At 45.5% G+C, this 26,376-nt stretch carries 18 protein-coding genes; 7 read left to right on the forward strand and 11 right to left on the reverse strand.

Features of this window, described 5'->3' with window-relative positions:
* Window position 1 precedes the first annotated feature (1 nt).
* Window positions 2–4,978, reverse strand: coding sequence for a translocation/assembly module TamB domain-containing protein (locus tag P0M28_RS13725; protein WP_302210473.1), 4,977 nt, complete (start codon window positions 4,976–4,978; stop codon window positions 2–4).
* 312 nt (window positions 4,979–5,290) lie between these two features.
* Between P0M28_RS13725 and P0M28_RS13730 the strand changes: the two genes are divergently transcribed.
* From P0M28_RS13730 to P0M28_RS13740, 3 genes are all read left to right on the forward strand, one after another.
* Window positions 5,291–6,184 carry a DUF58 domain-containing protein gene (locus tag P0M28_RS13730; RefSeq protein WP_302210474.1) on the forward strand — a complete coding sequence of 298 codons (894 nt, stop codon included), beginning with the start codon at window positions 5,291–5,293 and terminating at the stop codon, window positions 6,182–6,184.
* Between the two features lie 218 nt (window positions 6,185–6,402).
* Window positions 6,403–7,269, forward strand: a complete 867-nt coding sequence (locus P0M28_RS13735) for a hypothetical protein (RefSeq protein WP_302210475.1) — start codon at window positions 6,403–6,405, stop codon at window positions 7,267–7,269.
* The gene (locus tag P0M28_RS13740) at window positions 7,253–8,308 is read left to right on the forward strand and encodes a VWA domain-containing protein (RefSeq protein WP_302210476.1); all 1,056 of its coding nucleotides are present in this window, start codon (window positions 7,253–7,255) and stop codon (window positions 8,306–8,308) included. Before P0M28_RS13735 ends, P0M28_RS13740 begins: the two co-directional genes overlap by 17 nt.
* Here P0M28_RS13740 and P0M28_RS13745 read toward each other — a convergent pair.
* Entirely contained in the window at window positions 8,305–9,504 is a 1,200-nt protein-coding gene (locus P0M28_RS13745) for an ATP-binding protein (RefSeq protein WP_302210477.1), read from the reverse strand. The genes P0M28_RS13740 and P0M28_RS13745 overlap by 4 nt on opposite strands.
* 218 nt (window positions 9,505–9,722) lie before the next feature.
* Between P0M28_RS13745 and P0M28_RS13750 the strand changes: the two genes are divergently transcribed.
* On the forward strand, window positions 9,723–10,898 hold the full coding sequence (locus tag P0M28_RS13750; protein WP_302210478.1) for a thiolase family protein: 1,176 nt from the start codon (window positions 9,723–9,725) through the stop codon (window positions 10,896–10,898).
* A gap of 103 nt (window positions 10,899–11,001) precedes the next feature.
* Here P0M28_RS13750 and P0M28_RS13755 read toward each other — a convergent pair whose 3' ends face one another.
* The 7 genes from P0M28_RS13755 to P0M28_RS13785 form a co-directional block, all read right to left on the reverse strand.
* A complete protein-coding gene (locus P0M28_RS13755) occupies window positions 11,002–12,486 on the reverse strand; it encodes a TolC family protein (protein ID WP_302210479.1) in 1,485 nt (494 codons plus the stop codon).
* Entirely contained in the window at window positions 12,479–13,834 is a 1,356-nt protein-coding gene (locus P0M28_RS13760) for an ABC transporter permease (protein WP_302210480.1), read from the reverse strand. Before P0M28_RS13760 ends, P0M28_RS13755 begins: the two co-directional genes overlap by 8 nt.
* A complete protein-coding gene (locus tag P0M28_RS13765) occupies window positions 13,827–15,113 on the reverse strand; it encodes an efflux RND transporter periplasmic adaptor subunit (protein ID WP_302210481.1) in 1,287 nt (428 codons plus the stop codon). Before P0M28_RS13765 ends, P0M28_RS13760 begins: the two co-directional genes overlap by 8 nt.
* A gap of 122 nt (window positions 15,114–15,235) precedes the next feature.
* Window positions 15,236–15,964, reverse strand: coding sequence for an ABC transporter ATP-binding protein (locus P0M28_RS13770; protein WP_302210482.1), 729 nt, complete (start codon window positions 15,962–15,964; stop codon window positions 15,236–15,238).
* 204 nt (window positions 15,965–16,168) lie between these two features.
* Window positions 16,169–17,170, reverse strand: coding sequence for a multidrug DMT transporter permease (locus P0M28_RS13775; protein ID WP_302210483.1), 1,002 nt, complete (start codon window positions 17,168–17,170; stop codon window positions 16,169–16,171).
* Window positions 17,171–17,178: 8 nt separating this feature from the next.
* On the reverse strand, window positions 17,179–18,177 hold the full coding sequence (locus tag P0M28_RS13780) for a nucleoside hydrolase (RefSeq protein WP_302210484.1): 999 nt from the start codon (window positions 18,175–18,177) through the stop codon (window positions 17,179–17,181).
* A gap of 128 nt (window positions 18,178–18,305) precedes the next feature.
* A complete protein-coding gene (locus tag P0M28_RS13785) occupies window positions 18,306–19,661 on the reverse strand; it encodes a peptidoglycan DD-metalloendopeptidase family protein (RefSeq protein ID WP_302210485.1) in 1,356 nt (451 codons plus the stop codon).
* A 367-nt stretch (window positions 19,662–20,028) separates the two neighbouring features.
* On the opposite strand from P0M28_RS13785, the gene P0M28_RS13790 reads away from it, so the two are divergent.
* The 3 genes from P0M28_RS13790 to P0M28_RS13800 all read left to right on the forward strand — a co-directional run bounded on the left by P0M28_RS13790 (window position 20,029) and on the right by P0M28_RS13800 (window position 24,836).
* Window positions 20,029–22,767 carry a 2-oxoglutarate dehydrogenase E1 component gene (locus tag P0M28_RS13790; protein ID WP_302210486.1) on the forward strand — a complete coding sequence of 913 codons (2,739 nt, stop codon included), beginning with the start codon at window positions 20,029–20,031 and terminating at the stop codon, window positions 22,765–22,767.
* 12 nt (window positions 22,768–22,779) lie between these two features.
* A complete protein-coding gene (odhB, locus tag P0M28_RS13795) occupies window positions 22,780–24,399 on the forward strand; it encodes a 2-oxoglutarate dehydrogenase complex dihydrolipoyllysine-residue succinyltransferase (RefSeq protein ID WP_302210487.1) in 1,620 nt (539 codons plus the stop codon).
* Window positions 24,400–24,467: 68 nt separating this feature from the next.
* Window positions 24,468–24,836, forward strand: a complete 369-nt coding sequence (locus P0M28_RS13800; protein WP_302210488.1) for a nuclear transport factor 2 family protein — start codon at window positions 24,468–24,470, stop codon at window positions 24,834–24,836.
* Between the two features lie 19 nt (window positions 24,837–24,855).
* Here P0M28_RS13800 and P0M28_RS13805 read toward each other — a convergent pair whose 3' ends face one another.
* Complete coding sequence (locus P0M28_RS13805) at window positions 24,856–25,542, reverse strand: DUF2490 domain-containing protein (RefSeq protein WP_302210489.1); 687 nt, start codon at window positions 25,540–25,542, stop codon at window positions 24,856–24,858.
* Window positions 25,543–26,163, reverse strand: coding sequence for a hypothetical protein (locus P0M28_RS13810; RefSeq protein ID WP_302210490.1), 621 nt, complete (start codon window positions 26,161–26,163; stop codon window positions 25,543–25,545). It abuts the gene before it with no gap.
* Window positions 26,164–26,376: the final 213 nt, after the last annotated feature.

Below are 26,376 nucleotides of genomic sequence, written 5' to 3' on the forward strand. Positions count from 1 at the left end.
GCTATCTTCTCTCCCGACGTCGGCGCTCAGGCTGAATGGCATCGTCCTGACTTATCTGCGGATTATCCTCTGGCTGCTCTTCCGGTTCAGTCGGAAGTGGGGTTTGTGAAGAACTACCTTTGAGCAGTCGGTTGAAGGCTTTTTTATACAGTATTGAAGCTCCCTGCCGCTGTAGTATCTGGCTTAGTACTTGATCGCGGTTACTGGTCTGGAAGATACGAATCATGAGATCGCCGCTTTTGGTGAGTTCGTAGAGCACTTCAAACTCTCCGTAAATATTCTGGCTGCCCGAAGAAGCCTGTTGCTGCTCCGTAGTGGTCATTCCGCCTACTTTCACCGTCAGCCGATCATCAAACAGCTGCTTGGATAGACCAACACTCACATCACGGTCGGCCAGTAGTGATCCTTGCGACTGCTGTTGGTCACTGTTTTCTAAATCTACGTTCAAGGCAACGCCCCCCAGATACTCTTCGGTGATTTTGCTGAGCTGATCGGTTAGTAATTCGCTCACGCTACCATTAATCTGATCGTTAACTGAAGTGAGACCTCCACCACCGGAACCTAGCCCGCCACTGATAGGAATAAATCGGTTTAGAACAATGAGGCCAAATACTTGCTTGTAGAGCTGAGTCTCGTTTTGCTCAATTACATTTAATCGGTCATTGATAGCATCGGCGGCCAATCCGCCCGCCGAGATTTCTGGTAGCTCCAGATTAAAAGCTAGCTGCGGATTAGTGAGCGTTCCGTTAATTAATAATTCTACAAATACCGGACGATCAACCGTAGCTAGCTGTCGTAGTTGGGCATCCGCCCCATCTTTGATAATATCCTGGAAGAGCGGTTCCAAATCAGTTTCTACCTCATAAGCCGCTATCAGTTCCATTTCAGCGTTGGCGGGGTCGCCCGACCAGGTGATTGTGCTTCCTTCGCGAATAGAAAATTCTTTTTTAACTACCTGAGCAAAGTTAAGTACGTACTGGCCTTGGCTTAGCGTGTACGTTCCCTGAAGATTTAAGTCGCCATTAGGGTTCATATTCACCTGTAAGTCAGCTTCACCAGCAGCGGTAATTTTATCACCTCGTATTGGGTCTACAATAATGGTGAACACTGCTTCTGGGTCTAGATGTATGTTGCTGCTTAGTGCGAATCCGCTAATGGATACAGTATCTTCAGACGATGCGTTGTCTAGCACAGTGAGAGAATCGCGACTTACGGTATCAGCCTTCAAGAAGGCATTGCTATCTACAAATTCTATAAAGCCCGCTCGTTGCACTTCTTCTGGTTCTGATACCAGTGCAATAGTCATGTTGGTTCCTTCATTCACGCCTACATCACCGTCAATCATCAGATCACTCACCGGACCGCTAATGGTGGCATCAGCCGAAGCAATGGCTCTACCGTAGAATGCTTCATTCTCGTAGCTCTCGCTATTTACAAAAATGAACTCTGTAGTATTAAAACTCAGATCAAACACTGGGTTGGTTATATCAGCGAAAGAGACAGTACCATTTAGTACCGCCGGAGTTCGGGCTGAATCTAAAATGGTAAATTCATTCAACACCAACGTTTCTCCTTGAAAATTTAGTTGTTGATCCTCAAAGTAATAGCGTGCGCCGGAAACTGTAGGGGCTAACACTACTTGATTACCAAACCCAAAGGTTCCCGCAACATTAGGCTTAGCAGGGCTTCCGGTGATCGCAAGGTCAGCGAATAACTCGCCAGATAGCTCGTTCACTTGTCCTTCTAAAAACCCTTGCCAGGGGTCGAGTAAGAACCGATCTAGCGTTAGCGAAAGATCAATCGGCGATTCTGCTCCTTCAGCTAAATTATAGGTTCCGTCAATGTTGAGTTTTCCGTTTGGACCTCCGAGCGAAGTAAGCAAGTTGAGTAAATCAGCCTCGCTATCGCCCACAGCAGCCTTACTGGCCTTCAGTTTAAGGTCGCCCACTAGTGTGTCTTGTACGGTAAGATGAGAAACGTTAAGATTGACAGTAATCGGTCCTGACTGAAATAGATCTTCCAAAGTGGCTTTCCCCTGTAGAGTTCCCTCTATTTCGTAGCTTTCCAAATCGATACTGTTCAAGAAGGGTTGTATTTCAAACTGCTCAATGGCTACCTGAAGATCACTGCGATTATTTTCATTTTTAGTAGAGATAAACAGCTCCTGATCGCCCCGCTTTAGAAATACCCGATTAATATCCAGATGGTTGGGAGCATACTTAATTTGCCCCTGGTTAGAGAAATTCCACTTTGCACTATCCAGCACAATTTCTGAATTGTCCATCAATACGGTGATGGTATCATTACCGGAGCGTACGCGGGTGTTTAAGTCCAGGCGGTAGGGCGATTCGTCCTCTCCCATTTTTACATTTAAGTCTAATTCGGTGGTAGCTAACCGCTTTTTATCTTCTGCCTGCTGTTCGGAAGGTACTCCCGAAAGTTTTCCGGCAATCAGAAATTGAGGAATGTTCAGCCCTCCGGCTTGCACGTAATTGGTAGAAAGATCAATATTGATTTGTCGCTCGGTAGTAATAGCGTAGAGGTAGAGGCTATCAATTCGGTTGGTGCCGTAATCAATGTGGGGAGCTTTTAGATCGACCCGCAAGCTTTTTTTCTGACTATTGAAAGCTGCTTCCAGGCTGAGTGTATCGGGAATATTCAACGCTGGCACCAGTGCCTGCGCCAGCAGCGGAGTTTCTTTAACGTGCAGCTCTAATTCCAATTGCTGTCCACCCGCTTCAAAGGTAGAAACGGTATCAGTATTGATGTAAGGGGATTGATAGCTGGTGAAATAGTACTGCTGAAAATCTTCAATGGCTTTGGCCAGTTTGTCTACCGAAAACTCACCGCGCACGGCAGCATCCACGTAATCTGAATAGAGACTGATATTTCGTTCGTTACCGCTACGGCCTGCGGTTAGGGCTAAAGAATCTAGCTCATAGCTTTCTCGTCCTTTAATAACCTGAGCCGAAGGGATACGGACACTGCCGACGATAGAATCAGGATGAGTTCCTTTTAGATCCGCCTTCAGGCGAAAGTCCTGCACAATTACACTGTCTCCGATCAGATTGAGCCGGAACAGGTTGGCGTTAGGCAACTGTAAGTCTAGTTGGTAGGCCAGATCAGGTTGTCGCATATCCAGACTTGCATCGGCACTTAGGTTGAGCAAACTGTCTTCGTAGCTAATTGCGTTAGTCACTTGCTCATCGGTCAAATATCCTTCAATATTCCAGCCTTCGTAGCGGTAATTCTTGTAATCAACCTGATTGATTTTTACATCCCACTTCGCCTGGCTAAACGAAGTATCGGTAGGCGTTGCGGTCTGCTGAGCCGATAGCCGGGCTTGAAGCGTTAACTGATTAAAATCCTGGGCGAGCGTATCCTGCCCGAGTGCCTGCAATAGCTTCTTTACTTGAAGTTGCTGCCCTTGCACCGAAGCATCAATATCCATTCCTCCCTCAGCCAATTGCTGATAGCTCCCTTCGGCTAGTAGCCGGCCTACGGATGACTGAAGCTGTAGATCTCCCGCAATATCGTTAAACCGCCCTTCGGCTGAGGCTTGTAACGTTAGCTGGTCATTAGCTAGTTGCGGCAATCCGGCATCGTTCCCCACAATTTCCCGAATAAACCCTAAATTAGTTTGTAGCGGTTCTACCGTAAGTTTTACGAATGGGCTACCCGCCTGAGTGTCATCCAATTTAGCTAGTTGCTCAAACTGGGCTTCGGCCTTTAGGTACACATTTTCGCCGAAGCGTAAGGCTAGGTTCTGAATACCGCCTGCTCCTTCATCAATATCCACCTGCCAATCTAGCTGGGCTGTCGCATCTTTCAGCGTAGGCATACTATCTAGTGCATTGGTGAAGTAAGTGGCATCCTTCATACTGAGCACAGCCTGATCTAGTTCCGATTTAAAAGTCAGGCTATTAATCAAATCTGCCATTTGATCTTCCAGCGACAGACTGACAGCTACTTTACCGTTCAAATTCGAGTGTCCGGTTTCTAGCTTCTTCAATGTAGCCTGCACCCGGGGCATGTCTACGGCTGCATCTAGTGCGAGTTCTTCCAGAGAAAACCCACTTCGCTGTTCGGTAAAAGTGAACTGTTCTAAATTGAGTGAAGCATTAGTTCGCCCTACTTCAATATCTTCTATTTGTACGCCTAGATTCGCAATGAGCAGGTTTTCAAAATCCAATTGAGGCGTAGGTTCCTTGCCCGACCCTACCTGATAATCAACCTGACTAGCATTAATAGAGAAATCCGCCAGCGAAAAAGCGTAGCCCGAGGGATTAATCACATTTTTCAGGCTATCGGGAGCGGGCGGTGGGGTTTCGGTTTGCGTAGTGCTATCGGGAGCAGTAGTGCGGGGTAACTGTAGGGCTACCTCCAGTTGGTCGATAGATAGCTCATCGGCTCGAATATGCTGTTCTTCCAGCCCTAATTTGTCGAGTATCAGTGAGAGTTCGCCTAGTGTGGCGTGAGCTTCAGTACTATCGGCTACAAAATCGGTACGGATATTACTTAACAATAATTGTCGCGCCTCTACGGTAAAACTAGACGAAGTAGTATCGGTGGGCTGCGCAGTGGTGTCAGCAGAAGATAAGGCCTCAGGAATGTAGGCAAAATTTAGGCTATCGGTTCCCTCCACCTGATAAATATTAGCGTAGGTATTCTGTACGCGCAACTGTTTTACCACTAATGTTTTGTTCAGCAGTGCCCAAGGTTCAATTTCTACGCGCAGCAGACCCAGGTACAGCAGCGTATCCTGCTGCTGATCTTCTACGTACAAACCGGTAATCTCTACAGCATCAAGCCAGTCTATATCAATACCTTCTAGGGCTACGGGCGTACCGATCTTCTTCTCTAAAATACCCGCTATTTTTCCGGTAATAAAGTCTTGTACCGGAGGCAAGCGGAGTGCAATGTAGACGATTACCCACAATCCGAAGAAGATTCCGGCAATGAGTAACAGGCGTTGCACCCAAGTTGGTAAATGTCCGGTATTTTGCGTTGAAGAACTGATAGATTCGGCGTTTTCGTAAAAAATGCAATCCCAACTACTCGTAAAAATGGGAATTAGCTAGTAGATCGTTGGGTAAAAAGTGTAGCTTAGTTTACTAATTCTTTGAGCGCGGCACGTAAATTATTCCCTGTATAATAACAATATTTGTAGCAAATGTTCCTTAACCGAACGGAGTTACTTTCGTTTGGTTTTAAATAAACGTTACCTTTACCCGTTAATTGCTACCCAGACTACTCACGTATGCTGGCTCAATCTACCTGAATCAGTTAGATGAATAAAGAAGAAGTTCGGAAGCTCCTTAAAAAGCTACGCAAATACGAGATTGCTATTCGTAAGGCAATTACTACCCAAATGCAGGGTGATTTTCACTCGGTGTTTAAGGGATCAGGTATTACCTTCGACGATGTACGTCCTTACCAGTACGGCGATGATATTCGGTCTATTGACTGGAATGCCACCGCTAAGGGGCATGAAGTGTACATGAAGACCTACCGGGAAGAGCGGGAACAGATTGTGTATTTGGTGCTAGACGTAAGTGCTTCTCAGGAAATTGGCAGTCAGGGCAACCAAAAAGTAGATATCGGAAAAGAAATCAGTGGCGTACTGGCACTGTCAGCCATTAAGGAAGGAAGTCAGGTAGGCATGTTCTGCTTTTCGGAGCATAAGGAAGTGTACGTAAAGCCTAGCAAGGGCGATAAGCACGCCTACCAGATTATCTCTAAGCTTTATAATTTACGACCGACCTCTACCCGAACTGATCTTCATCACGCTATTCGTTACCTACTCAACGTTATCAAGCGCCGCAGCATTGTAATTTTCATCTCTGATTTTATTGATGAAGGCTACGACGATAGCCTCCGCGCACTCGCCCGTAAGCACGACCTGATCGTAATTCATCTATCCGATCGGCGCGAAACCCAGTTACCTAGCTTGGGCATTGTGCCAGTCTACGACAAGGAGAGCCAAAAGACCCTGTGGGTTAATTCTTCGTCTTCCTTTTTTCGCAGCCGAATTAGCAATACTTACGGAAATACTCGCCAGAAGCTCGAAGAATTTTGTCGTAAATACCAAGCTGATTATCTTCCGGTTAATACTGAAGAAGACTACGTTTCCAAACTCATCCGACTGTTCCGGGTGCGTAGCCGAATTCGCAAAAACCCGTAATAATGACTAGTGATTGATGATGCACGAATAATGTCACGAATAAATTCGGTAGTAGAAGAGTTTTTAAGAACTACAAATTTACTTCATTAATGAAAACGATAGCTAAGAATCCTACTCATCATCAGTCATTAATCATCAGTCATTAATCATTACAATATCACGTGAAATTAGTATATCACATATTTTTCTATTGCTTATGGTTATTGATAGGGCTGGAAATGGCTCACGCTCAGGAACTAAGGCCTAGCGGGAAGTTTGTGCAAGATACCGTTAAGATTGGTGAGCCGCTCCAATACGCTTTTTCGTTCCATTATCCGGCGGAGTTGGAAGTGGTTTTTCCCGATGAGAATTATTCGTTTCTACCTTTTGAGTACGTCGACCGCACCTTCGTTCCTACTCAAACCGATAGCGTTACTAGCCGGGATAGCGTAGTCTATACCATAACGACATTTGAGTTAGACACTTTTCAGTCGTTAGCACTACCAATCTACATCATCAGTACCAATGAAGAAGGGGAGGCCGATAGTATTGTTATTTACGCTGACTCTGATTCGGTATACTTGCAGCAACTCATTGCTCAACTGCCCGACTCCCTGGATTTAAAGGAAAATACAGCTTACCTGGATACTCCCCTCCAGTTTAATTATCCGTATTTTCTGATTGGTCTGGGAATTTTAGTTGCCTTGCTGTTGATTGTTTACCTACTTTTTGGTGAGAAAATCCGCCGGCAGTGGCAGCTCCGTCGGCTTCGTAAAAACCATGAGCAATTTCAGGAGAAATTTGCCCGACAATTGGAGCAACTTCGGCAGTCGCCGGGCAAGGAACAGTCGGAAGAAACGTTGGTACTTTGGAAGCGTTACATGGAACGCTTAGAACGCGCGCCCTACACTAAAATGACGACCAAAGAAATTACTAAACTGCCCGAAGAGCAAGCACTGAAAGACGACTTGCGTGCTATTGACCGCAGCATTTACGGGCAGCACCTTAATGGTGAACTAATCGGCCATTTTCAACATTTAGAAAAACATACCCACCACCGCTACGAACAACGATACCGAAATATAAAACATGGAAGCAACCGCTAGTTGGTTTTCGTTACAATGGTTTTCCCCCCTTATTATCAGAAGCTTCGAGTTTCAGAACGGTCTATTCCTGTACTTGCTTCCGCTAATTCCGCTGTTCTTTATTCTGCGTTGGCTCATCGGGCTACGCTCCAGCCAAAAGCTGCCCGTCGCCTTTCCTAAAACAGCCCTGAAATCGAATCCACTTACTTGGTTGCGCTTCGTTCCGTTTTTGCTATTGGCCTTAACGTTAGCTCTACTGCTGTTTGCTCTGGCTCGGCCGCAGCGTACTAATGAGCAGGTAGAACAATGGAGCGAAGGTATTGACATTGTACTAACCATTGATATTTCCGAATCGATGCGGATTCAGGATTTTACCCCCAATCGGCTGGAAGCAGCGAAGGATGTAGCCCGGAATTTTATTAGCGGTCGAATGCAAGACCGCATTGGTTTGGTGGTATTTTCCGGCGATGCGTATTCGCTCTCGCCCTTGACTACCGACTACGAACTGCTGTACGACTTTATTGAGCAGATTGATTTTGATATGATTGAGAGCCGAGGAACTGCCATTGGTAGTGCTCTAGCGGTAGCCACCAACCGAATGCGTGATGCCGACGAAGGCCGCGAGGATAAAGCTTCTAAAGTGATGGTACTGCTCAGCGACGGAGATAACACTGCCGGAAATCTAGACCCAATCACTGCTGCCGAATTAGCTCACGCCTACGGAATTAAGATGTATTCTATCGCCATTGGAAAGGAAGGAAAGGTGCCGTTTGGTAAAGACTTCTTCGGCAACACTCGCTACGTAGAAAACTCCCTAGACGAAACCACCCTCCGCGAAATTGCCCGCATTGGCGAGGGAGAATTCTACCGCGTATCTAACAAACAGGCTCTACAGGAAGTATTTGATCTGATTGATACCTACGAAAAAGCTGAGATTAAAGAAAGCCGTTACCGCGATACCACTGATTTTTACCATATTTATCTGGCTTGGGCTATTGCGTTATTCCTGGTTTGGCTGATTCTAAAATCTACTTTTATCAGCAACGTACTGGTGGATTAATACAAAAACCCAAATAGCCACAACGGAATCTTATTTTGGTAACCTATTTCCAGGTGATCGGCCGCAATAAACCCATTTTCTATTCCTTTCAATTGTTGCTTTCCTTTACCCGAGCCACCAATTTCTGCCACCCAATAATCATCAATCAAAAAACCTCCCTGTTTAGGATACTGCACGGTGTGCTTTTGCTGTAGCTGATTTAAAAAGAAGGTTTCCCGCAAACTACCTACGTTTACATTATTAGAAGCAAGAGCATGAAATAAATTGGGGTTTTGCAAATATACTTTTTCGGGTTTTTGCATAGCACTAATGCTTTTGGTAGCACTGTATAACAAGCTTATAATTTCCTTTTCTTGCAGATATTGAAGGTACGCAATAACGGTATTACGGGCGACTCCTACCCGCTCGCTTAACTTTTGGATATTGGGTTTAAAGGGGGAAAATTCTACCAATAGGTATAACAACTTCCTTATTTTCTCTATACTGCTAAGATTGATATTTACCACATGGGGTAAATCAACCTCCAATATTAAATTAAGAATCTCGGCCAGCTTGATGTGATACGTATTTTTATTTTCAGTAAAAAAAGGATAATAACCCAACGAAAGATACTCACGAAATACAGGTAGTGGCTTGAACTGATGAGTTAGCGAAAGACAAATATCGGTATGGTTTTCTATAATATCTGACAAAGAAACTGGCGGCAAGCTAATTCCATAGCTGGCATCTAATCGTAAAAATTCCCGAAGCGACAGACCGGGCATATGGTATATTACTACTCGCCGACTCAGATCGGCTTTGGCTCGATGAAGGTGTAAAGCCGAAGAACCAGTAAAGATTACTTTTAGTACCGGATAATCATCGTATATATTCTTCAGCTCAACCGACCAGGTAGCATATCGGTGCACTTCATCTAAGATTAGGAATTCGCCCCCGTTTTTAACGAACTGATCTGCTAACTCTAATAAGGTATTGTTGGCAAAGTAAATATCATCCAAGCTAACATAAAGCGTTCGGTTCCCTAGTGGAAGCTCTAAGCGAGCATATTGGAGCAATAGCGTAGTTTTTCCTACTCCCCTCGCCCCCCTGATGCCAATCATACGGTCTTGCCAATCAACCTTACGGATAAAATCACGAACAAAGTTGGTAGATATTCCCGATATTTTTCTTAGAAATTTTTCAAAAAGTTGTTCCATATGCTTTCCCTATAAAGCAAAATTAGCTAAAAAATGCTTTTTACAAAAAGCACTTTTAATCCCTCGGTACCGAAAAGCAACTATCCTATCATCGTTGATTACTAAAACCATAACACAATAGCACCCCAGCACGATAACCCCAAAAGTAGTATGCATGACGAACATTTTCTTTGTATATTGCGTCATTCCGTTAGTAGAAACTTTTAATCCGTAAGCATATGGACGCATATATTGTAGGTGGCTATCGTACCGCCGTAGGAAAAGCTAAAAAAGGCGGTTTCCGCTTCACTCGCCCTGATGATTTGGCCGTCGAAGTTATAAATCACCTAGTTGGCTCAGTAGAAGGGCTCACACCTGAGATGATCGATGATTTAATTGTGGGAAATGCTGTTCCCGAAGCAGAGCAGGGGATGCAGATGGGCCGACTAATTTCACTAATGGCTCTAGGACGCGAAGTACCCGGTATGATTATTAATCGTTACTGTGGCTCGGGAGTAGAAGCCATCAACATTGCTTCGGCTCGGGTACACGCGGGTATGGCCGATTGTATCATTGCCGGAGGCACCGAGTCGATGTCGATGGTACCCATGATGGGACATAAAACTGCTCTGAACTTTAAGATTGCTAAAGAGCATCCCGAGTACTACACCAGTATGGGCTTAACTGCTGAAGAAGTAGCGAAGGATTATAGCGTATCCCGCGAGGATATGGATGAGTTTGCCTACCACTCGCACATGCGAGCGATGGACGCCATTAAAGAAGGTCGCTTTAAAGATGAGATTATTCCGGTGACTGTACACGAAACCTACGTAGACGAAAGCGGAGAACGCAAGCAGCGCGAGTTTACGGTAGATACCGACGAAGGCCCCCGTCCCGACACCAACCAAGAGGCTTTAGCCAAATTGAGACCAGTCTTTCGTCAAGGCGGCACCGTTACGGCGGGCAACTCCTCGCAGACTTCCGATGGAGCAGCTTTTGTGCTAGTGATGTCGGAGAAAATGGTGAACCAATTAGGTTTACAACCCCAAGCCCGAATGATGAGCTACTGCGTAGCCGGAGTTGATCCGCGCATTATGGGCATTGGTCCAGTAAAAGCCATTCCGAAGGCGCTAGACCGTGCCGGATTAAAACTAGCGGATATTGATCAGATTGAACTGAATGAAGCCTTTGCTGCTCAAGCATTAGCAGTAGGCCGGGAGTTGGATATTGATATGGAGAAGTTGAACGTGAACGGCGGAGCTATCGCTCTCGGTCATCCACTCGGTTGCACCGGAGCCAAATTGACTATTCAGTTGATTAATGAGATGCGCCGCCGTAAGCAGAAGTACGGTATGGTAACGGCTTGCGTAGGGGGTGGCCAAGGCGTGGCTGGTGTGTTTGAGTTTTTGAATTGATTTTTCAAGACATCCGAAGTTTTGGAAACTTCGGATGTCTTTCTTCTTTGAAATATCTTAGAAGATTATAAGTTAGCTCAGTAGATTTTCCTGCCAGGCTTTTTTATTGCATACCCGACTCTCCTTCTTCTACATAAAGCGGTTCGTTACGGGCAAAATCGTAAAGGGTAAGCTGGCGGAGCGTGTAGTAAGCCGCCCAAAAATCACTCAATGACTGGATGTACTGCTGGCGAGCGTTATCTTTCTTCTCCAGGGCTTGATTCAAATCGGTAATATCAACCTTACCAATCAGGTAGCGTTGCTTGGCAATTTCGTAACTGCGGTTGGCAATGTCATCGGCAGTCTCAGCTATCTCTACTTGGTTACGCAGCATATCAAAAGTACGTACTTGGGTATATACCTCTTGCTCAAAGTTTATTTTTTCCTGCTCTACGGTGTATTGCGCTAATTTATAGCTAGCTTGTGCCTGTTTCACTTGTGATTTGGTTCTGCCCCAATCTAGTATTGGAATACTAAACTCAACCTGTAACCGCTGTTGATTTTCCGGATCATTGTACAAATCTATGAATTCATCAGAACGTTGCGTTAAGCCGTAAGAAGCTGATATATCTACACTTAGCCCACTTTCTCCCTTAGCTAAAGCAACACGGCTTTCAGCTTCTTTAAGTCGGCGAACGTAGGCTACTGCATCGCTTCGGTTGTTTAAAGCTTCCTGAATAGCTACCTCCGAGTCTACTGTAAATACTGGAATATCATTGGGTAATGTTAGCACAACATCTTGTTTATCATTGAGTCCAATAAACGTTTTGAGCGACAGGCTTGAGGTCTCTAAATCTAACTCAGCTTGGGCGAACTGTTGGCGGGCCTCCATCACGTTTAGCTCCGATTGTAGCAGTAAATTCTCACCAATCTTACCTAGATTGAATCGCCCTTGAGCTATCTGAAAGATCGTATCGTTATTAGCTAAGTTAGTTTGGGCTAATTCTAGGGTAACTTGCGCTAACAATACATCGAAATATAGATCGGTAGCATCAATGGCAATTTGCTCTAAGTCTTCCGAATACACTTTACGCGACTCTTCGTAGCGTAAAGGCTCAATCAAATTATTCCACTTGAATGGGTTGTATTGAAATATCTGCTGATTGATACCGATGCGAGCCGGTTCTCCGGTATAACGGGTCACATCCCGTTCGTAATCATCAAATCGCTGAGCGTTAGAATTTAGAAATATCTCAGTTCCAGTATATCCAATAACCTGTCGGGCAAATAAATTGACCCTGGCTAGATTTTGCCGTACCGGGCGAAATTCTATCGTTCCGTCTTCTTGCGTAATAGGTTCATTCGCCCGATTAAAATCGGGTAATGTGCCGCTTAGAAATACATTGGGCATGTAGTCAGCTCGGAAGTCTCGCCACTCCCAGTAGCGATTCTCCTTTCTGGTCTCAGCCAGTAGCGCGTCGGGCGAACGACCCAAAGCAATATCTACGATTTCGGGCAAATTATATTGTCGGGCAAGCGAGTCCTGGGCTACGGCTGGTTTTAGGGTGAGCAGTAGCAAGAAAAGTGAAAACCAATATGATTTATTCATAGCGAAGCGAGGTGATAGGGTCTTGGTTGGCTGCTCGGCGAGCCGGGGCAATACCGAAGATTAAACCTACGGTAGCGGCTACACCAAACGATAGTATAATGGAAAATGGAGTAATTACCGTAGGAATATCGGCCACCTGGGAAATTCCCATTGCAATGGTAATACCTAGAATTATTCCAATTAGTCCGCCACTGATACTGATTAATATGGCCTCAAACAGAAACTGCCAGATAATGTCGGTTTTTTGTGCTCCGACGGCCAATCGCAATCCAATCTCCTTGATGCGCTCCATTACCGAGGCTAACATGATATTCATAATACCGATACCTCCGACTAGCAGCGAGATTCCGGCTAGTGCCCCTAACACAATGTTGAAAATTTGATTAGTGCGCTGCTGCTGCTTAATCAGCATTTCGGGGATGGTTACCTCAAAATCGACCATGCCGAAGTGCCGTCGTTCTAACATGCGCGATGACACCTCCGCAATCCGGCTGAGTGCATTAGTTTCTTCCGCTTGTACTACTAAACGGTCAATTTGGTGATAGTTACGCTGCTCCGTCAACTCCGCAGTGGTAGCCTCTTCATTATCCCCTCGACTTCTATTACGAGCCTTGGCCGCTTCAATTTGTGCTTGGGTAATTAGTGATCGATCTCGGTAACGAATGAGGACGGTATTGATGGGTACGTAAACATCCATATTATAATCGCGAATACCCAACCGACTAATATTCTCATCCGTAATTAACCGAGGTTCCAGTACTCCCACAATCCGTAACCACTGGTTCCCTACTTTAATGTGCTTATCAATCGGCTCCTGTTCACTAAAGAACCGAGATTGAATTCCTTTCCCAATAATGCATACCCGATCGCCCTCCCGTATCTGGCGTTCACTAAATAGCTCTCCTTCAGCCAACTGGAAATTAGCAATGTCAAAGTAATAATTGTTTACTCCCACCAGCTTAGCCGAACGACGTATGCCATTGGTAATTAGATATTTATCAAGAATAATCTCAGGGCTAATTTTGGCAATACCAGGAATAATATTTTGAATACTTTGGGCATCAGCCAGGGAAAGTCCGGGAGAGAATTTTGGTTTATTGGCTGATACGGTAGTCGCCTGCAAATCTTCTTCGGTTTGCTCAATAACTGGGCTAATCACAATATTATTCACCCCGATTAGGCGAATCTGATCCAGTATTTCCTGTTGAGCTCCGGCTCCGATGCCTAGCATTGCAATGACGGCAGCTACCCCGAAAATAATGCCCAGCGCGGTAAGCATAGAGCGCAGCTTGTTAGCCAAAACTGCCTCCAAGGCCAATGAGAAATTAGCGAGTATTTTCTCAGTCATTACCCCGATCAGTTAGTGGCTGGGGGCCTTCTTCCAGATAAGCAATAGGCTTGTCTTCGGCGTTGTTCGGGATAGACAAAAACACTTCATCGTTTTCTTCTAACCCCTGAGCCACCACAACCATATCGTTACCTTTGGTTCCCAGATTAATTTGCTGCTTTACGGTAGACAGACCAGTTTTCTTGAAAACGTAGGTAAGTGAATCCCCCTGACTATGAATAGCTTCTAATGGAACTAGCAACACATCTTCAATATAGTTGGTGATAATAGCATTACTGGTAGTCATAGCCGGGCGAAGGGTTGTATCATTCTCGTTCACCTCTACGGTTACCTCAAATACCTTAGCATCACTATTCGGTCGCTGCTCTCCGATATTTGCCACTTGGGTTACCTTACCGGTTAATTTTTTATCCGGAAAAGCATCTAACCCAATTTCTACTTCTTGTCCAGTTGTTACCCGACTAATATCTACTTCGTTCACGTAGGTACGGGAAATCATAGAAGTAAGATCGGGCAACGTAGCGACCCGGGGATCCCAAGTGCGAATTTGTGATCCTTTTCCCTTTTTACTCCCATCCCAATCCCGAACGTAGATAACCATACCATTTTCGGGAGCAGTGATGGTAAGTTCTCGTAACAACCTTTGTAGTTTCTCTAAGTCTCGCTTATCGTCGAGGAGCTTGGTAGAGGATTGTGCCATTTCAGACACGCTCTTTCGGCGTAATAATTGATATTCCTGCTTGCCCTGTTCCAGTGCCCGCTCGGCCTTTTCAGAGTCTAGTTCATTTTGTTTGATGGTGGCCGGAGGCTCAAATTTAGACTGTTCTAGTATCAGTTGCTTCTGCTCCAGATCATACTGAAGATTAACAATTTTGTCTCGTTGTTCGCGTAAAGTAATCGCCGTATCAATTTGAGTCTGCTCATACTTGTTCATACTTTCTTCCACTTCTAACTCTTCTTCTCGAATTTTATCCATCAGTTCAGAGGCATCAAGTCGAGCGACCATATCTCCCTTTTTCACCACTGTACCTTCAGATACAATATCGTCGATATTTACCTGATATATACGAGCCTGAGGTAACCCATTGGGCCCCATAATTTGTACTGAATTCTTAGCTTCCAGTTCTCCGGTAACGGTTACATCAACTTGTAGATCGTCGCGTTTCACTTTAGTGGTGAGGTCAATTCCTTCTTCAGAACTTGATCCACTAAAGAAAATGAAGTAGCCCGCAATTAGCACGACTACGATGGCCAGGGGAATTCCAACTTTTTTCAACATAGATATGAGTATGAGAGGTTATTGTTCTTAATACTTCGGTTGAATAGTTCAACTAATCGATTGTTCAACTATTGAGCTTATCATTCTTCACTATCCATCAGTCACCAATCACTATGCATTGCTCATTGCACATTGTTCATTGTTTCCACCTGATTGCGCGTAATGTTCTCATTAATCTTATCTGTCTCAATCAATCCGTCCTTTAGGCGAATAATCCGATGGGAGTAATGGGCGATGTCATCTTCGTGGGTTACCATAATGATGGTGTTCCCCTGATCGTGTAAGTCCTGAAACAAATCCATTACGTCGTAAGATGTTTTGGTGTCGAGATTCCCCGTTGGCTCATCTGCCAGAATGATACTGGGATTGTTAATCAGTGCCCGCGCAATAGCGACTCGCTGCCGTTGCCCTCCCGAAAGTTCGTTAGGCTTATGGTAGGCTCGGTCGCCTAAACCCACGCTGCTCAGTACTTCCATCGCGCGATCGTGCCGATCGGCTTTACCTACTCCGGCGTAAATCAATGGTAAGGCTACATTATCTAGGGCAGAAGAGCGGGGCAGTAGATTAAACGTCTGGAAGACGAAGCCAATTTCCTTATTCCGGATCGTAGCTAAGTCACTTTCAGAAAGATCACTTACGTTATTATTATTCAGAATGTAGGTGCCCGAAGTAGGAGTATCCAAACAACCCACTATATTCATCAACGTAGATTTTCCCGAGCCAGAAGGCCCCATGAAAGCCACGTACTCCCCCTGGTTTACTTGAATGGAAATATCTTTGAGTGCGTGTACTTTTTCCCCACCCATGCGGTAGGTTTTCGCAATGTGCTGGGTCTCAATAATTGAGCTCATAGGTAGGAACGGGTAAAAGTGTAATTTTGGCGACGTTTGAAAAAATAATATAATTGAGTAACGGTCGTTGACGCTTACTATTTCTTGGTACTACAGAAATTTACAACTTTTTTATTCTCCTCAGACTCTTTTCACATTATTTAACATTTAATGAGAAGGGTTTAGGCAGAATACTTAAACATTCTTAAGTACACGTTACACCTTTCAGATAATTCGAGCCATAATCACTAATGCCAGACCCACGATAAAAAATGTAAACATCGCGTAGATCAATCGTTGGGTTTTGGACGGAGCTTCGGCAAACTCCCGCCAGACAAATACTCCCCAGGCCGCGGCAACCATGGTAGCGCCTTGCCCTAATCCGTAGGAGATGGCAAATCCGGCTTGCTCGGAAGTTAGCATACTGAATGACATGCCTACGCACCAGATAGCTCCACCCAAAATTCCAATCAAGTGCAGACGGAGGTTACCTTGGGAAAAATAGTCGGCGTAACTTACCTTCTCACCTTTGAGGGGGCGGTACATAAAGAAGGTGTTCCAAAGGAAGTTAGACAGAAATATCCCGATAGAAAATACAAATACTGCAGTGTACGGAGTCATCAGTCCGGCTTGAGGATACTCAAAATCGGTAGCGACCGAAGCAGCTACAAACCGAAAGAAAAAGCCCATAAGCACTCCAGCAACAATTGATAACCACAGCCCTTTGTTAGAAACTGATGCTCCTTGTTCTTTCTGCCGATAAGCCATTGCATCTAGCACAACAGCGACTGTGACCAACAACACTCCCCCGAACAGAATCCACGGGTTACCGACCGGCACCGCTACGTAGTTAACGATCACTCCTAGTACTAACGCCAGACCAATTCCCACTGGAAAGGCAACGGCCATTCCGGCAATATCGATAGCAGCTACTAGTAGCAAATTCGCAATATTAAATACTACTCCACCAATAAAAGCGGACTGAAGGGCTGAACCTTCGGCCTGTTGTAAATCCTCCCAAAAGCTACGACCTAGTTCTCCGTTGCTTCCTATCGTAAGACTAAAAATCAGTGATAGTAGTACAATACCTAAGGTATAATCCCAGTAGAATAATTGAAACGGCCACTTTTGCGTTGCCAGCTTCTGCGTATTTGCCCAGGAACCCCAGCATAGCATGGTGATGATCAGCAGAATCACAGCTGTGGTATATGATTCAATAATAAGCATCTCGGAATTTATTTATTGCCCTTCGCTACTTGCACCTCAATTTTCCGAAACATGTCACCAAAGATTTTGTCTCGGTTCAGGTGAGTTACTACCCGATAAAGGTGACGACGATTATCAAAGCTGTAGGTTTTTTCATTGGTCAAAATAGGAGCAGGGCGTAGCTCAGTCTGAAACCAGTCGGGATTAACGGCGTAAGCGATGGCTGATATATCCCATACTACCTTTGACCAAGCGTATTCATCGGCATTGACTTCTTTAGGGTATTGGCTAAAGATTTCTAGCAAATAATCCCCAATGGCACCCTGTCCTTTTAAGTATTTCTCGGCTTCAGGAATTGACAGCAAGAGGTGCGAAGTGACGGGTTGGGTAGGGATCTGCACCAGCGGCACACCTGAATCAAACATCACCTTAGAAGATAGTACATCTTGCTGTAGGTTAAACTCGCTGGCGAACGGCCAATTTAGGCCTTTTCCACCGAGCCAAACTACCACGATTTTTTCTACGATACTAGGCTCCAGTAAAATAGCGGAAGCTACATTGGTGGGTGCGCCTAGTGTGAGAACATACAACGGCTCATCCGAACTTTTAGCCCGGTCAATTAGGTCTCGCGCGGCATCGCTTTCTACCGGCTCGTTATAATCAGTTAAAAACCGCTCAGAACCTCGGTAAACAAAACCATCAGCCGAAGTTTCGGTACGTTCCAGTAAGCGAAGAATTTCTTCGTAGCTTTTCTCCATACCTTCTCCGGCACTCTCAGACCGATGGTTTTTGAAGGGAGCCGCATAGATGGCTTCTACATTGAGTTGCTCCGGCGAGAAAAGAGCGTACACCACGGCAAATTGATCGTCAATTTCATTGTAGGTATCGGTATCAATCACCACCCGGAGGGGAGTCTCGGGAGGTGAAAGTCGTTCAATGCGCTGTTCTGCGGGAAGGTTTGAGTACTGCTGAGCGAAGATAGGAACACTTAGAAATAGCAGCCCTATCAATAGGCGAGAATATAACATTAGGGTTGTGTATTACGGGTAAACTCCAGCAATATACAAAAAAGACCGAAAGGAAGCTCTCATGAAGCTTTTCGGCCTTATTACTTTACTATTTATGAGCTCCCTCAAATAAGAAAGCCATCCGCTCCTTACAAACTTTGATCTCCCAGGTCTACGACTTGCAGGTTATTTTTAGCGTTAGCCAGGATAAACTGACGCTTAGGATAAGAAAGCTGATTGAGCCGATCTAGTAGCTCTAACATGTAGATATTGTAGTCTTCACGAAGCTCATCCCGGATAGGTTCCGAGGAAGGCATTTCTAAAGAAAGAGCGTCTACCGCTTTGCCGTTTTTCCAGATGCGATAATCGAGGTGAGGTCCGGTAGAGATTCCGGTGCTGCCTACGTAGCCAATTATATCTCCTTGTTGTACTCTTTTACCCGGACGAATCTCTTCACCGTATTTAGATAAGTGCATGTACCCGGTAGTGTAGGTTCCATTATGCTTAATTTTTACAAAATGCCCCGCGCCACCGCTGTAGTTTGCTTTGGTAACTACCCCATCTCCTACTGCTCGTACGGGGGTTCCGGTAGGTGCGGCGTAGTCAATACCGTAGTGAGGTCGCCGTACTTTCAGCACTGGGTGTAGGCGATTGTGAGAAAAGCGAGAGCTGATTCGGGAGTAGCGGAGCGGAGCTTTCAAAAAGGCTTTCCGCAGACTGTTTCCTTCTTCATCAAAATATTCTTCCTTCCCTTGCTGATCGTAGTAGAAAGCGTAGTAGTCTTCATCCGTTCGCTCGAAGTGAGCTGCCAGAATCTTACCTACCCCCACTTGTTCACCCCTAATCTGCACTTCTTCGTAAATTAGTTTGAAGCGATCTCCCTTCTGCACTTTAAATAAGTCGAGTTGCCAAGCGTATAGTTCGGCCATTGTAGCAGCTAACTCGGGCGAAGCTCCTCCATCCTGAAGAGTTTGATAAAGCGAATAATCGATAATACCCGTAAACTCTTTTACCAACGTATCAATTTCATGCTGCCCTTTGTAGATATTCACCGAGTCGGTCAGATCAAAGACTATGTACTCCAGATTCGACGGTTCATAGATAAAATATTGGGCTGTTGAAGCTGAATCTTCACTGCACAATAGTGTATAGTCCCGATTTTCCCGAATCTTCCGCACATCAAACACCTGACGGGATCGTTTGGCTAAGCGGTCAATAATTCCGTAAGATACGTTGTAGTTACGTAGTATCTGCGACAAAAACTGGTTTGGCTTGACGGTGGCTTCAACTACTTTAAAGCTATCTACCTCAATTCCGTACAGGAGATGGGGCTCAGATTTCACTGGCTCAGGAGGCACTATAGTTGCCTGTACCGCAACTGTGTCGGGCAATGCTGAAGATTCATCAGGAATTATTTCATCGGCAAAAAAGTAGTACACTCCCAGTACTCCCAGCGTGGGAACCAGCAGAGCCGATAGCTTTAGTAGGTACGCTCTTATTTTCAATTTATCCGTTATTTACAATTTCTAATTGAAATTATTATAAATTATCAGCATTCTATTAGCAGTTTTACAAAATGCGGTGAAAACTACGATTATTAAAATAATAATTCTTGAAAATTTTTATTATTTCCTACAAGGTCAGGAATATCTAAAAACTGTTTACTTATTCATATGGTTATTTTTTCTTTAGACTATTTTTTCTTCAACATTCATTCACAGAATATCTTAATAGCTGTTGGTTATCATACATCATCAATATCGACAAAAGAATCGTCGTAATTATCTGACATTCAATGATATTTGCATATGCAAATATGCGGTTTTTTCTCATCCTTTATATCTTCTATCTTTGACCAAATGAATTGACCCTATGGATAAATATTCGTACATCTCCAACGCGCACGCTAGCTACATTGACGAACTCTACCAGTCGTACCAACAAGACCCCGAGTCAGTAGATGAAAGCTGGCAGAAATTTTTTGAGGGTTTTAATTTTTCTCTGGAACGCTTCGGTAAAAATGGTGCTTCCTCTACTAATGGTACTGCTGTATCTCAGACTCCGGCTAATAAGGAGATTGGCGTAAAAAAACTAATTAGAAATTATCGCCGTCGGGGACACTTAGAGTCCGACACCAACCCAGTTCGTACTCGGCGCGATCGTCAGGCGCAACTTGGTATTGAGTACTACGGCCTTACTGAAGGTGACCTAAGTACTACCTTCGTGGCAGGTGAAGAAATAGGCATTGGCCCGGCCACGCTCCAAGAAATTATTGATACGCTTCGTAAGGCATACGTAAGCACCATTGGCTTTGAATATACCTACATTCGCGACCGGGAAGCAGTAGAATGGATGAAGAAACAAGCGGAGCAAACTCTGCTCACTCACTCTACTTCTGCCGAGGAGAAAAAGCGTACGCTTACGAAGCTTAACGAAGCGGTAGTCTTCGAAAACTTTTTGCATACCAAGTATCTCGGGCAAAAGCGATTTTCGCTGGAAGGAGGAGAAACGACCATTCCGGCACTAGACGGAATCATCAACCATGCTGCTGAATTTGGAGTAGAAGAAGTTGCTATCGGTATGGCTCACCGGGGGCGGCTAAATGTGCTTGCCAACATTATGGGTAAGACCTACGAGCAGATTTTTAATGAATTTGAGGGAGCGGCTGATCCGGATCAGTCGCACGGCGATGGCGATGTAAAGTATCACTTGGGGTACTCTAGCGACGTCACTACTCCCAGTGGAAAACACGTAAACTTAAAGCTAAACCCTAACCCTTCGCATTTGGAGGCGGTTGACCCGGTAGTAGAAGGGTTTGTTCGGGCAAAGGCCGATCGGCACTACGATAGTGACTATGACCGTATCTTACCCATCCTTATTCACGGTGATGCAGCCGTAGCTGGTCAAGGCATTGTGTATGAAGTAGCGCAAATGTCGCAACTGGAAGGATACTACACCGGAGGAACCATTCACTTTGTAATTAACAACCAAGTGGGTTTTACTACCGACTTTGACGATGCGCGTACCAGTGTTTACTGTACCGATGTAGCAAAGGTAATTGACAGTCCGGTAATGCACGTTAATGGCGATGATCCGGAAGCAGTATTATTCTGCGTGAAAACGGCGGTAGAGTTTCGGCAGAAATTTAACCGTGACGTGTTTATCGATATGGTATGCTACCGAAGGCACGGACACAACGAGAGCGATGAGCCTAAGTTTACCCAGCCATCGCTGTACAGCGTAATCTCTAAGCACCCTAACCCTCGCGAGGTGTACAACAAAAAACTGATTGAGCGGGGTGATGTAGATGCTGAGTTAGCTGAAAATATGGATAAAGAATTCCGCGGCCTGCTGCAAGATCGGCTTGATATGGTGAAGCAGCAACCATTGCCTTACACCTATCAGGCGGTAGAGCAAGAGTGGCGCGACTTACGAAGGGCTACGGCGGATGACTTTCACGAGTCGCCCTCAACCGGCATTTCTGCCGATGTAATCAACCAAGTAGCCGAAGCATTAACTACGCTGCCAGAAGGCTTTAAACCAATCCGCCAGATTGATAAGCAGTTTAAGCAGCGCAAAGAAATCTTCTTTAAGAAGAAAGAACTCAACTGGGCGGCAGCTGAGCTACTGGCTTATGGTTCTATTCTGGCCGAAGGAAAGATTGTACGTTTAGCCGGGCAAGACACCCAACGCGGTACATTTTCGCACCGCCACGCCGTAATTAACGATGCTGAAACCAACGAACCCTACAGCAGCTTAGACCATATTTCAGAAAATCAGGCTGACTTTCATATCTATAATTCGCTACTATCGGAGTACGGAGCACTGGGTTTTGAATTTGGGTACGCCATGACTAACCCCAACGCTTTGGTAATTTGGGAAGCCCAATTTGGTGATTTTGTCAATGGTGCTCAGGTGATGATTGACCAATTCATTACCACCTCCGAAACTAAGTGGCGAAGAATGACCGGTTTAGTCATGCTGCTGCCCCACGGCTACGAAGGCCAGGGTCCCGAGCATTCCAATGCGCGTCCCGAACGCTTCCTGCAACTCAGTGCTGACCTGAACATTGTGGTAGCCAATATCACTGAGCCGTCTAACTTCTTCCACGCATTACGCCGACAACTGGCTTGGCCGTTTCGTAAGCCACTTATCATTATGTCGCCTAAATCGTTGCTGCGTCACCCAAAAGTGGTATCACCGATAAAAGAATTTACCGAGGGCTCTTTCCGCGAAGTAATTGATGACCCTAACATCAAAACGCTGAAGTCCGTTAAAAAGGTGTTGGTCTGTACTGGTAAGGTTTACTACGATTTGCTGGAGCGTCAGGAACGTGAAAAGCGAAAAGACGTAGCCATTGTCCGGTTGGAGCAACTTCATCCGTTCCCAGAGAAGCAGTTTACCAAAGTGCTGATGCGTTACAAGAATGCTAAAGCGTACTGGGTGCAAGAAGAACCCGAAAATATGGGAGCATGGTCGTACTTATTACGTACGTATCGTCAAACTGAAATTGAACTAATATCTCGCAAGCCTAGCGCATCTCCGGCTACGGGCTACGGAAAGCTTCATACTAAAGAGCAAGAAGAAATTATTAACAAAGCATTCGCTTAGAAAACAAGTATTATGAGCCAGGAAATTAAAGTACCCACGGTAGGGGAGTCCATCACCGAGGTCACCATTGCCGAGTGGGTAAAGAATGATGGGGATTATGTGGAGATGGACGAAGTAATCGCCGAGTTAGAATCGGATAAGGCTACGTTTGAACTGAACGCGCCCCACGCCGGTACGCTTCAAACCAAAGCTAACGAAGGCGATACATTAGAGGTCGGAGCCATCATTTGCGAAATTGACCCCGACGGAAAATCTAACGGAAAATCCTCTGAGCCAAAAGAAGAGCAAAGCACCTCGGCTTCTGCCGAAGAGCCAGCTTCTGATAAAAGCGATAGCCCAAGTGCCACATCTTCTTCATCGGAAGCAAAAGCAACCGGGGAGGTAGTAGAAATGAAAATTCCGGCGGTAGGTGAGTCAATCACTGAGGTAGCTATCTCAGAGTGGCTGAAGAAGGATGGTGACTACGTAGGAATGGACGAAGTAATTGCTGAGATAGAATCAGATAAAGCCACGTTTGAGCTAACCGCCGAAGCCGCCGGCACCTTACAAATTGTAGCTGAAACCGGACAGACGCTGGAAATTGGTGCACTAGCTTGCCGTATTGAAGTAGGTGAGCCAGCGGCTACTGAGGCAAGCCCTTCCACGAACGATTCAGCAAGTACCGATAAGCCAGACGAAAAGTCTTCGTCAGCAGCAGCAGCTCCCAGTAATGGTCAGAGCTACGCTACAGGACATGCTTCTCCGGCGGCAGCCAAAATCCTCGCTGAAAAAGGGATTGATCCCAACGATGTGCAAGGCTCCGGTCGTGATGGCCGTATTACCAAAGAGGACGCAGTAGAAGCTAAGAAGGCCTCCCCTAAACCTGCTGACAAATCTCTTTCTAAACAGGAATCATCCGAAGAATCAGGTACTTCGTCCGCCCCTCAGGGTGAACGACAGCAACGTCGGGAGAAAATGTCTTCACTACGGAAAACCATTTCCCGCCGACTAGTAGCTGCCAAGAACGAAACCGCCATGCTTACCACTTTTAACGAAGTGGATATGAAGCCCGTGATGGACTTGCGGAAGAAGTACAAGGAAATGTTTAAGGAGAAGTACGAAGTTGGCTTAGGCTTTATGTCGTTCTTCACCAAGGCGGCTTGTCAGGCATTGCAAGAGTGGCCCGCTGTAAACGCCATGCTCGACGAAAATGAAATTGTCTACAACGACTACTGCGATGTATCCATTGCGGTTTCTTCCCCCAAAGGTTTAGTGGTTCCGGTAATTCGCAATGCCGAACAGCTTTCCTTTGACCAGGTGGAGAAAGAAGTAGTTCGCTTAGCCGTGAAGGCGCGTGACGGAAAATTGAGTATCGACGAAATGACCGGGGGAACGTTTACCATCACCAACGGTGGAATCTTCGGCTCTATGCTTTCTACCCCAATCATCAACCAACCACAGTCGGCTATTCTGGGTATGCACAATATTGTGCAACGTCCGGTAGCCGTCAATGGCGAGGTAGTAATTCGCCCGGTAATGTACGTAGCCCTATCTTACGATCACCGCATCGTCGATGGCCGGGAATCGGTGAGCTTTCTGTACCGGATTAAAGAACTGATTGAAGACCCAAATCGGTTGCTGTTGGGAATTTGATGGCAAAATTTGTTTGTATTATTGCGTTGTTTGCGCCTATCATTAGTTGTCAGACAAATCGTGAATCTATGGAGAAAGTTATTAACGACTATATCGAGGCGTACAATAGTTTTAATGTCCCAGGCATGACCGAACATCTAAGCGACGATGTAGTTTTCCAGAACGTTTCTGGGGGTGAATCAATACTAGAACTCACTGGAAAAGAAGCCTTTAAGGCGCAAGCAGAACAGGCCAAGAATCTATTCAAAAGTCGGAAGCAAACAATAGAAGACGTTCAAATTGTCGGCGATACCGCTGAAGTAACTGTTGACTATTTAGGCGTGCTAGCCCAAGACTTACCGAATGGACTATCTGCCGGGGATACGATACAGCTATCGGGGAAATCTATTTTTCACTTTGAAGATGGAAAAATCACCAAACTTCGGGACGAAAGTTGAGGCACTGTATCAATCACTCTTACAAATTAAAGTACCCTCCCACCTTGAACCACAAGCGCGTACGGAAACCCTCCGCAATATAGCGGTCGGTGCGGTAGTCGAATCCTGCTTCCAGCTTGGCTTTCCGGCTAAAGTAATGCCCTAGCGAAGTCACCAGCCGATTTTCAAATTCGCTATCGCCCCCCTGATACGCGTAAATTACCTCGTCCGACAGCAGTAAGTAGAACTCACCCGGCTCTAACGACTGACCGGAGAGCGGGATCTCGAACGACAGTCGATAGCGAGCGCGCAGTTCGGTGGCTTCGCTTGGGTGGTAGGTCTGGTCGGTACGCAGACGGTGGCCCAGACGAGAACTTCTCAGTCGCTGAACGTAGGCAATCTGCTGGATAGATCGATGGGTGTTAACTCCATCGCCGCCCTCGAGCCGATATTGGTAACCAACCGAGGCTTTCCAGAAGGGGTTGAAGGATGTGGTAACGAATCCCTGCAAATCAGTGCGATAGTGAAAATATTCCCAGCGTTCGTCTTCCGGGTTGCGGTTGTCGTAGCTTCGGTGCTGTGACTCTACCTTGAAGGTGAGCTTTACCCAATCGCTTACCGAACCAGTAAGGGACGCTTCAGGAAAGAAGCCAGTATTGACCACATTTTCCTGAGCCAAAGTACGAAGGGAAAGACACATCAATGTGCCCAGCAGTAGCCACTTCATCTAATATAGTAAGTTATCGGTTGGTCGCAGTATGATTCTTTTTCGCTCCTGCAACTGCCCTTGGCCATCAAATAGTCCTTCCCACAAAGCCTTACTTTGGCGGTTCTTACCGTAAAATTCTATTTCGTAACGATACGTCACTTCTTCGGCAGGCTCGCCTTGCACCACCGCACGTACTACCTCGGGCGAACCGGTAAGTTGTTGCTGAATTTTTCGGATGCGGTGCTTAATGTAAGTGGTATCAAGATAAGCTACTATTCCCTGGTGAGCAGCTTTCGGTAAGTCGCGCATCCTAACAATTATTTCAATGTCCTGAAGCACCCCGTCTTCGCCAAACTCCACACTGTGCCACGCCCCACGATGCCGCAATTTGGCCTCATAGCTGGTTTCACCCGATGACTTTTCCAGATACCAGCGAAGCCGAGGGGTTTGGCTATACGTTTCGTGAAGCCACGCTCGGGCTGCTGACGGCACCTGGGAAGAACTAACAGTGCGTTCTACCTCTATCTTGTCTTGAGCGAAAAGCGTAACATTAGCCAGTAGCAATAGAACACCGATGCTGTATTTTGCGAATAAGAATAGTAGGCTGGTCTTTACATAGAAATAGCCAAAAATTACCATGATTAAAAAATTCCGGTGAAGGTGTTAACGGTAGTGAAAAAAGCAAACGCTAAAAAATCGATTTAAGAGCAATAACATGATTTTTCGGGTTCTTTAAAAACCAAATGACCGGAAGGACTACTAAAAATGCGTTTACCCTTTCTAAACCTAGCATAATCATCCTCGTTTACTATCTTTGACACTGTTCGTAATCAACATTTAACCAAAAAACAG

The organism is Tunicatimonas pelagia (assembly GCF_030506325.1).
Lineage (GTDB): Bacteria > Bacteroidota > Bacteroidia > Cytophagales > Cyclobacteriaceae > Tunicatimonas > Tunicatimonas pelagia.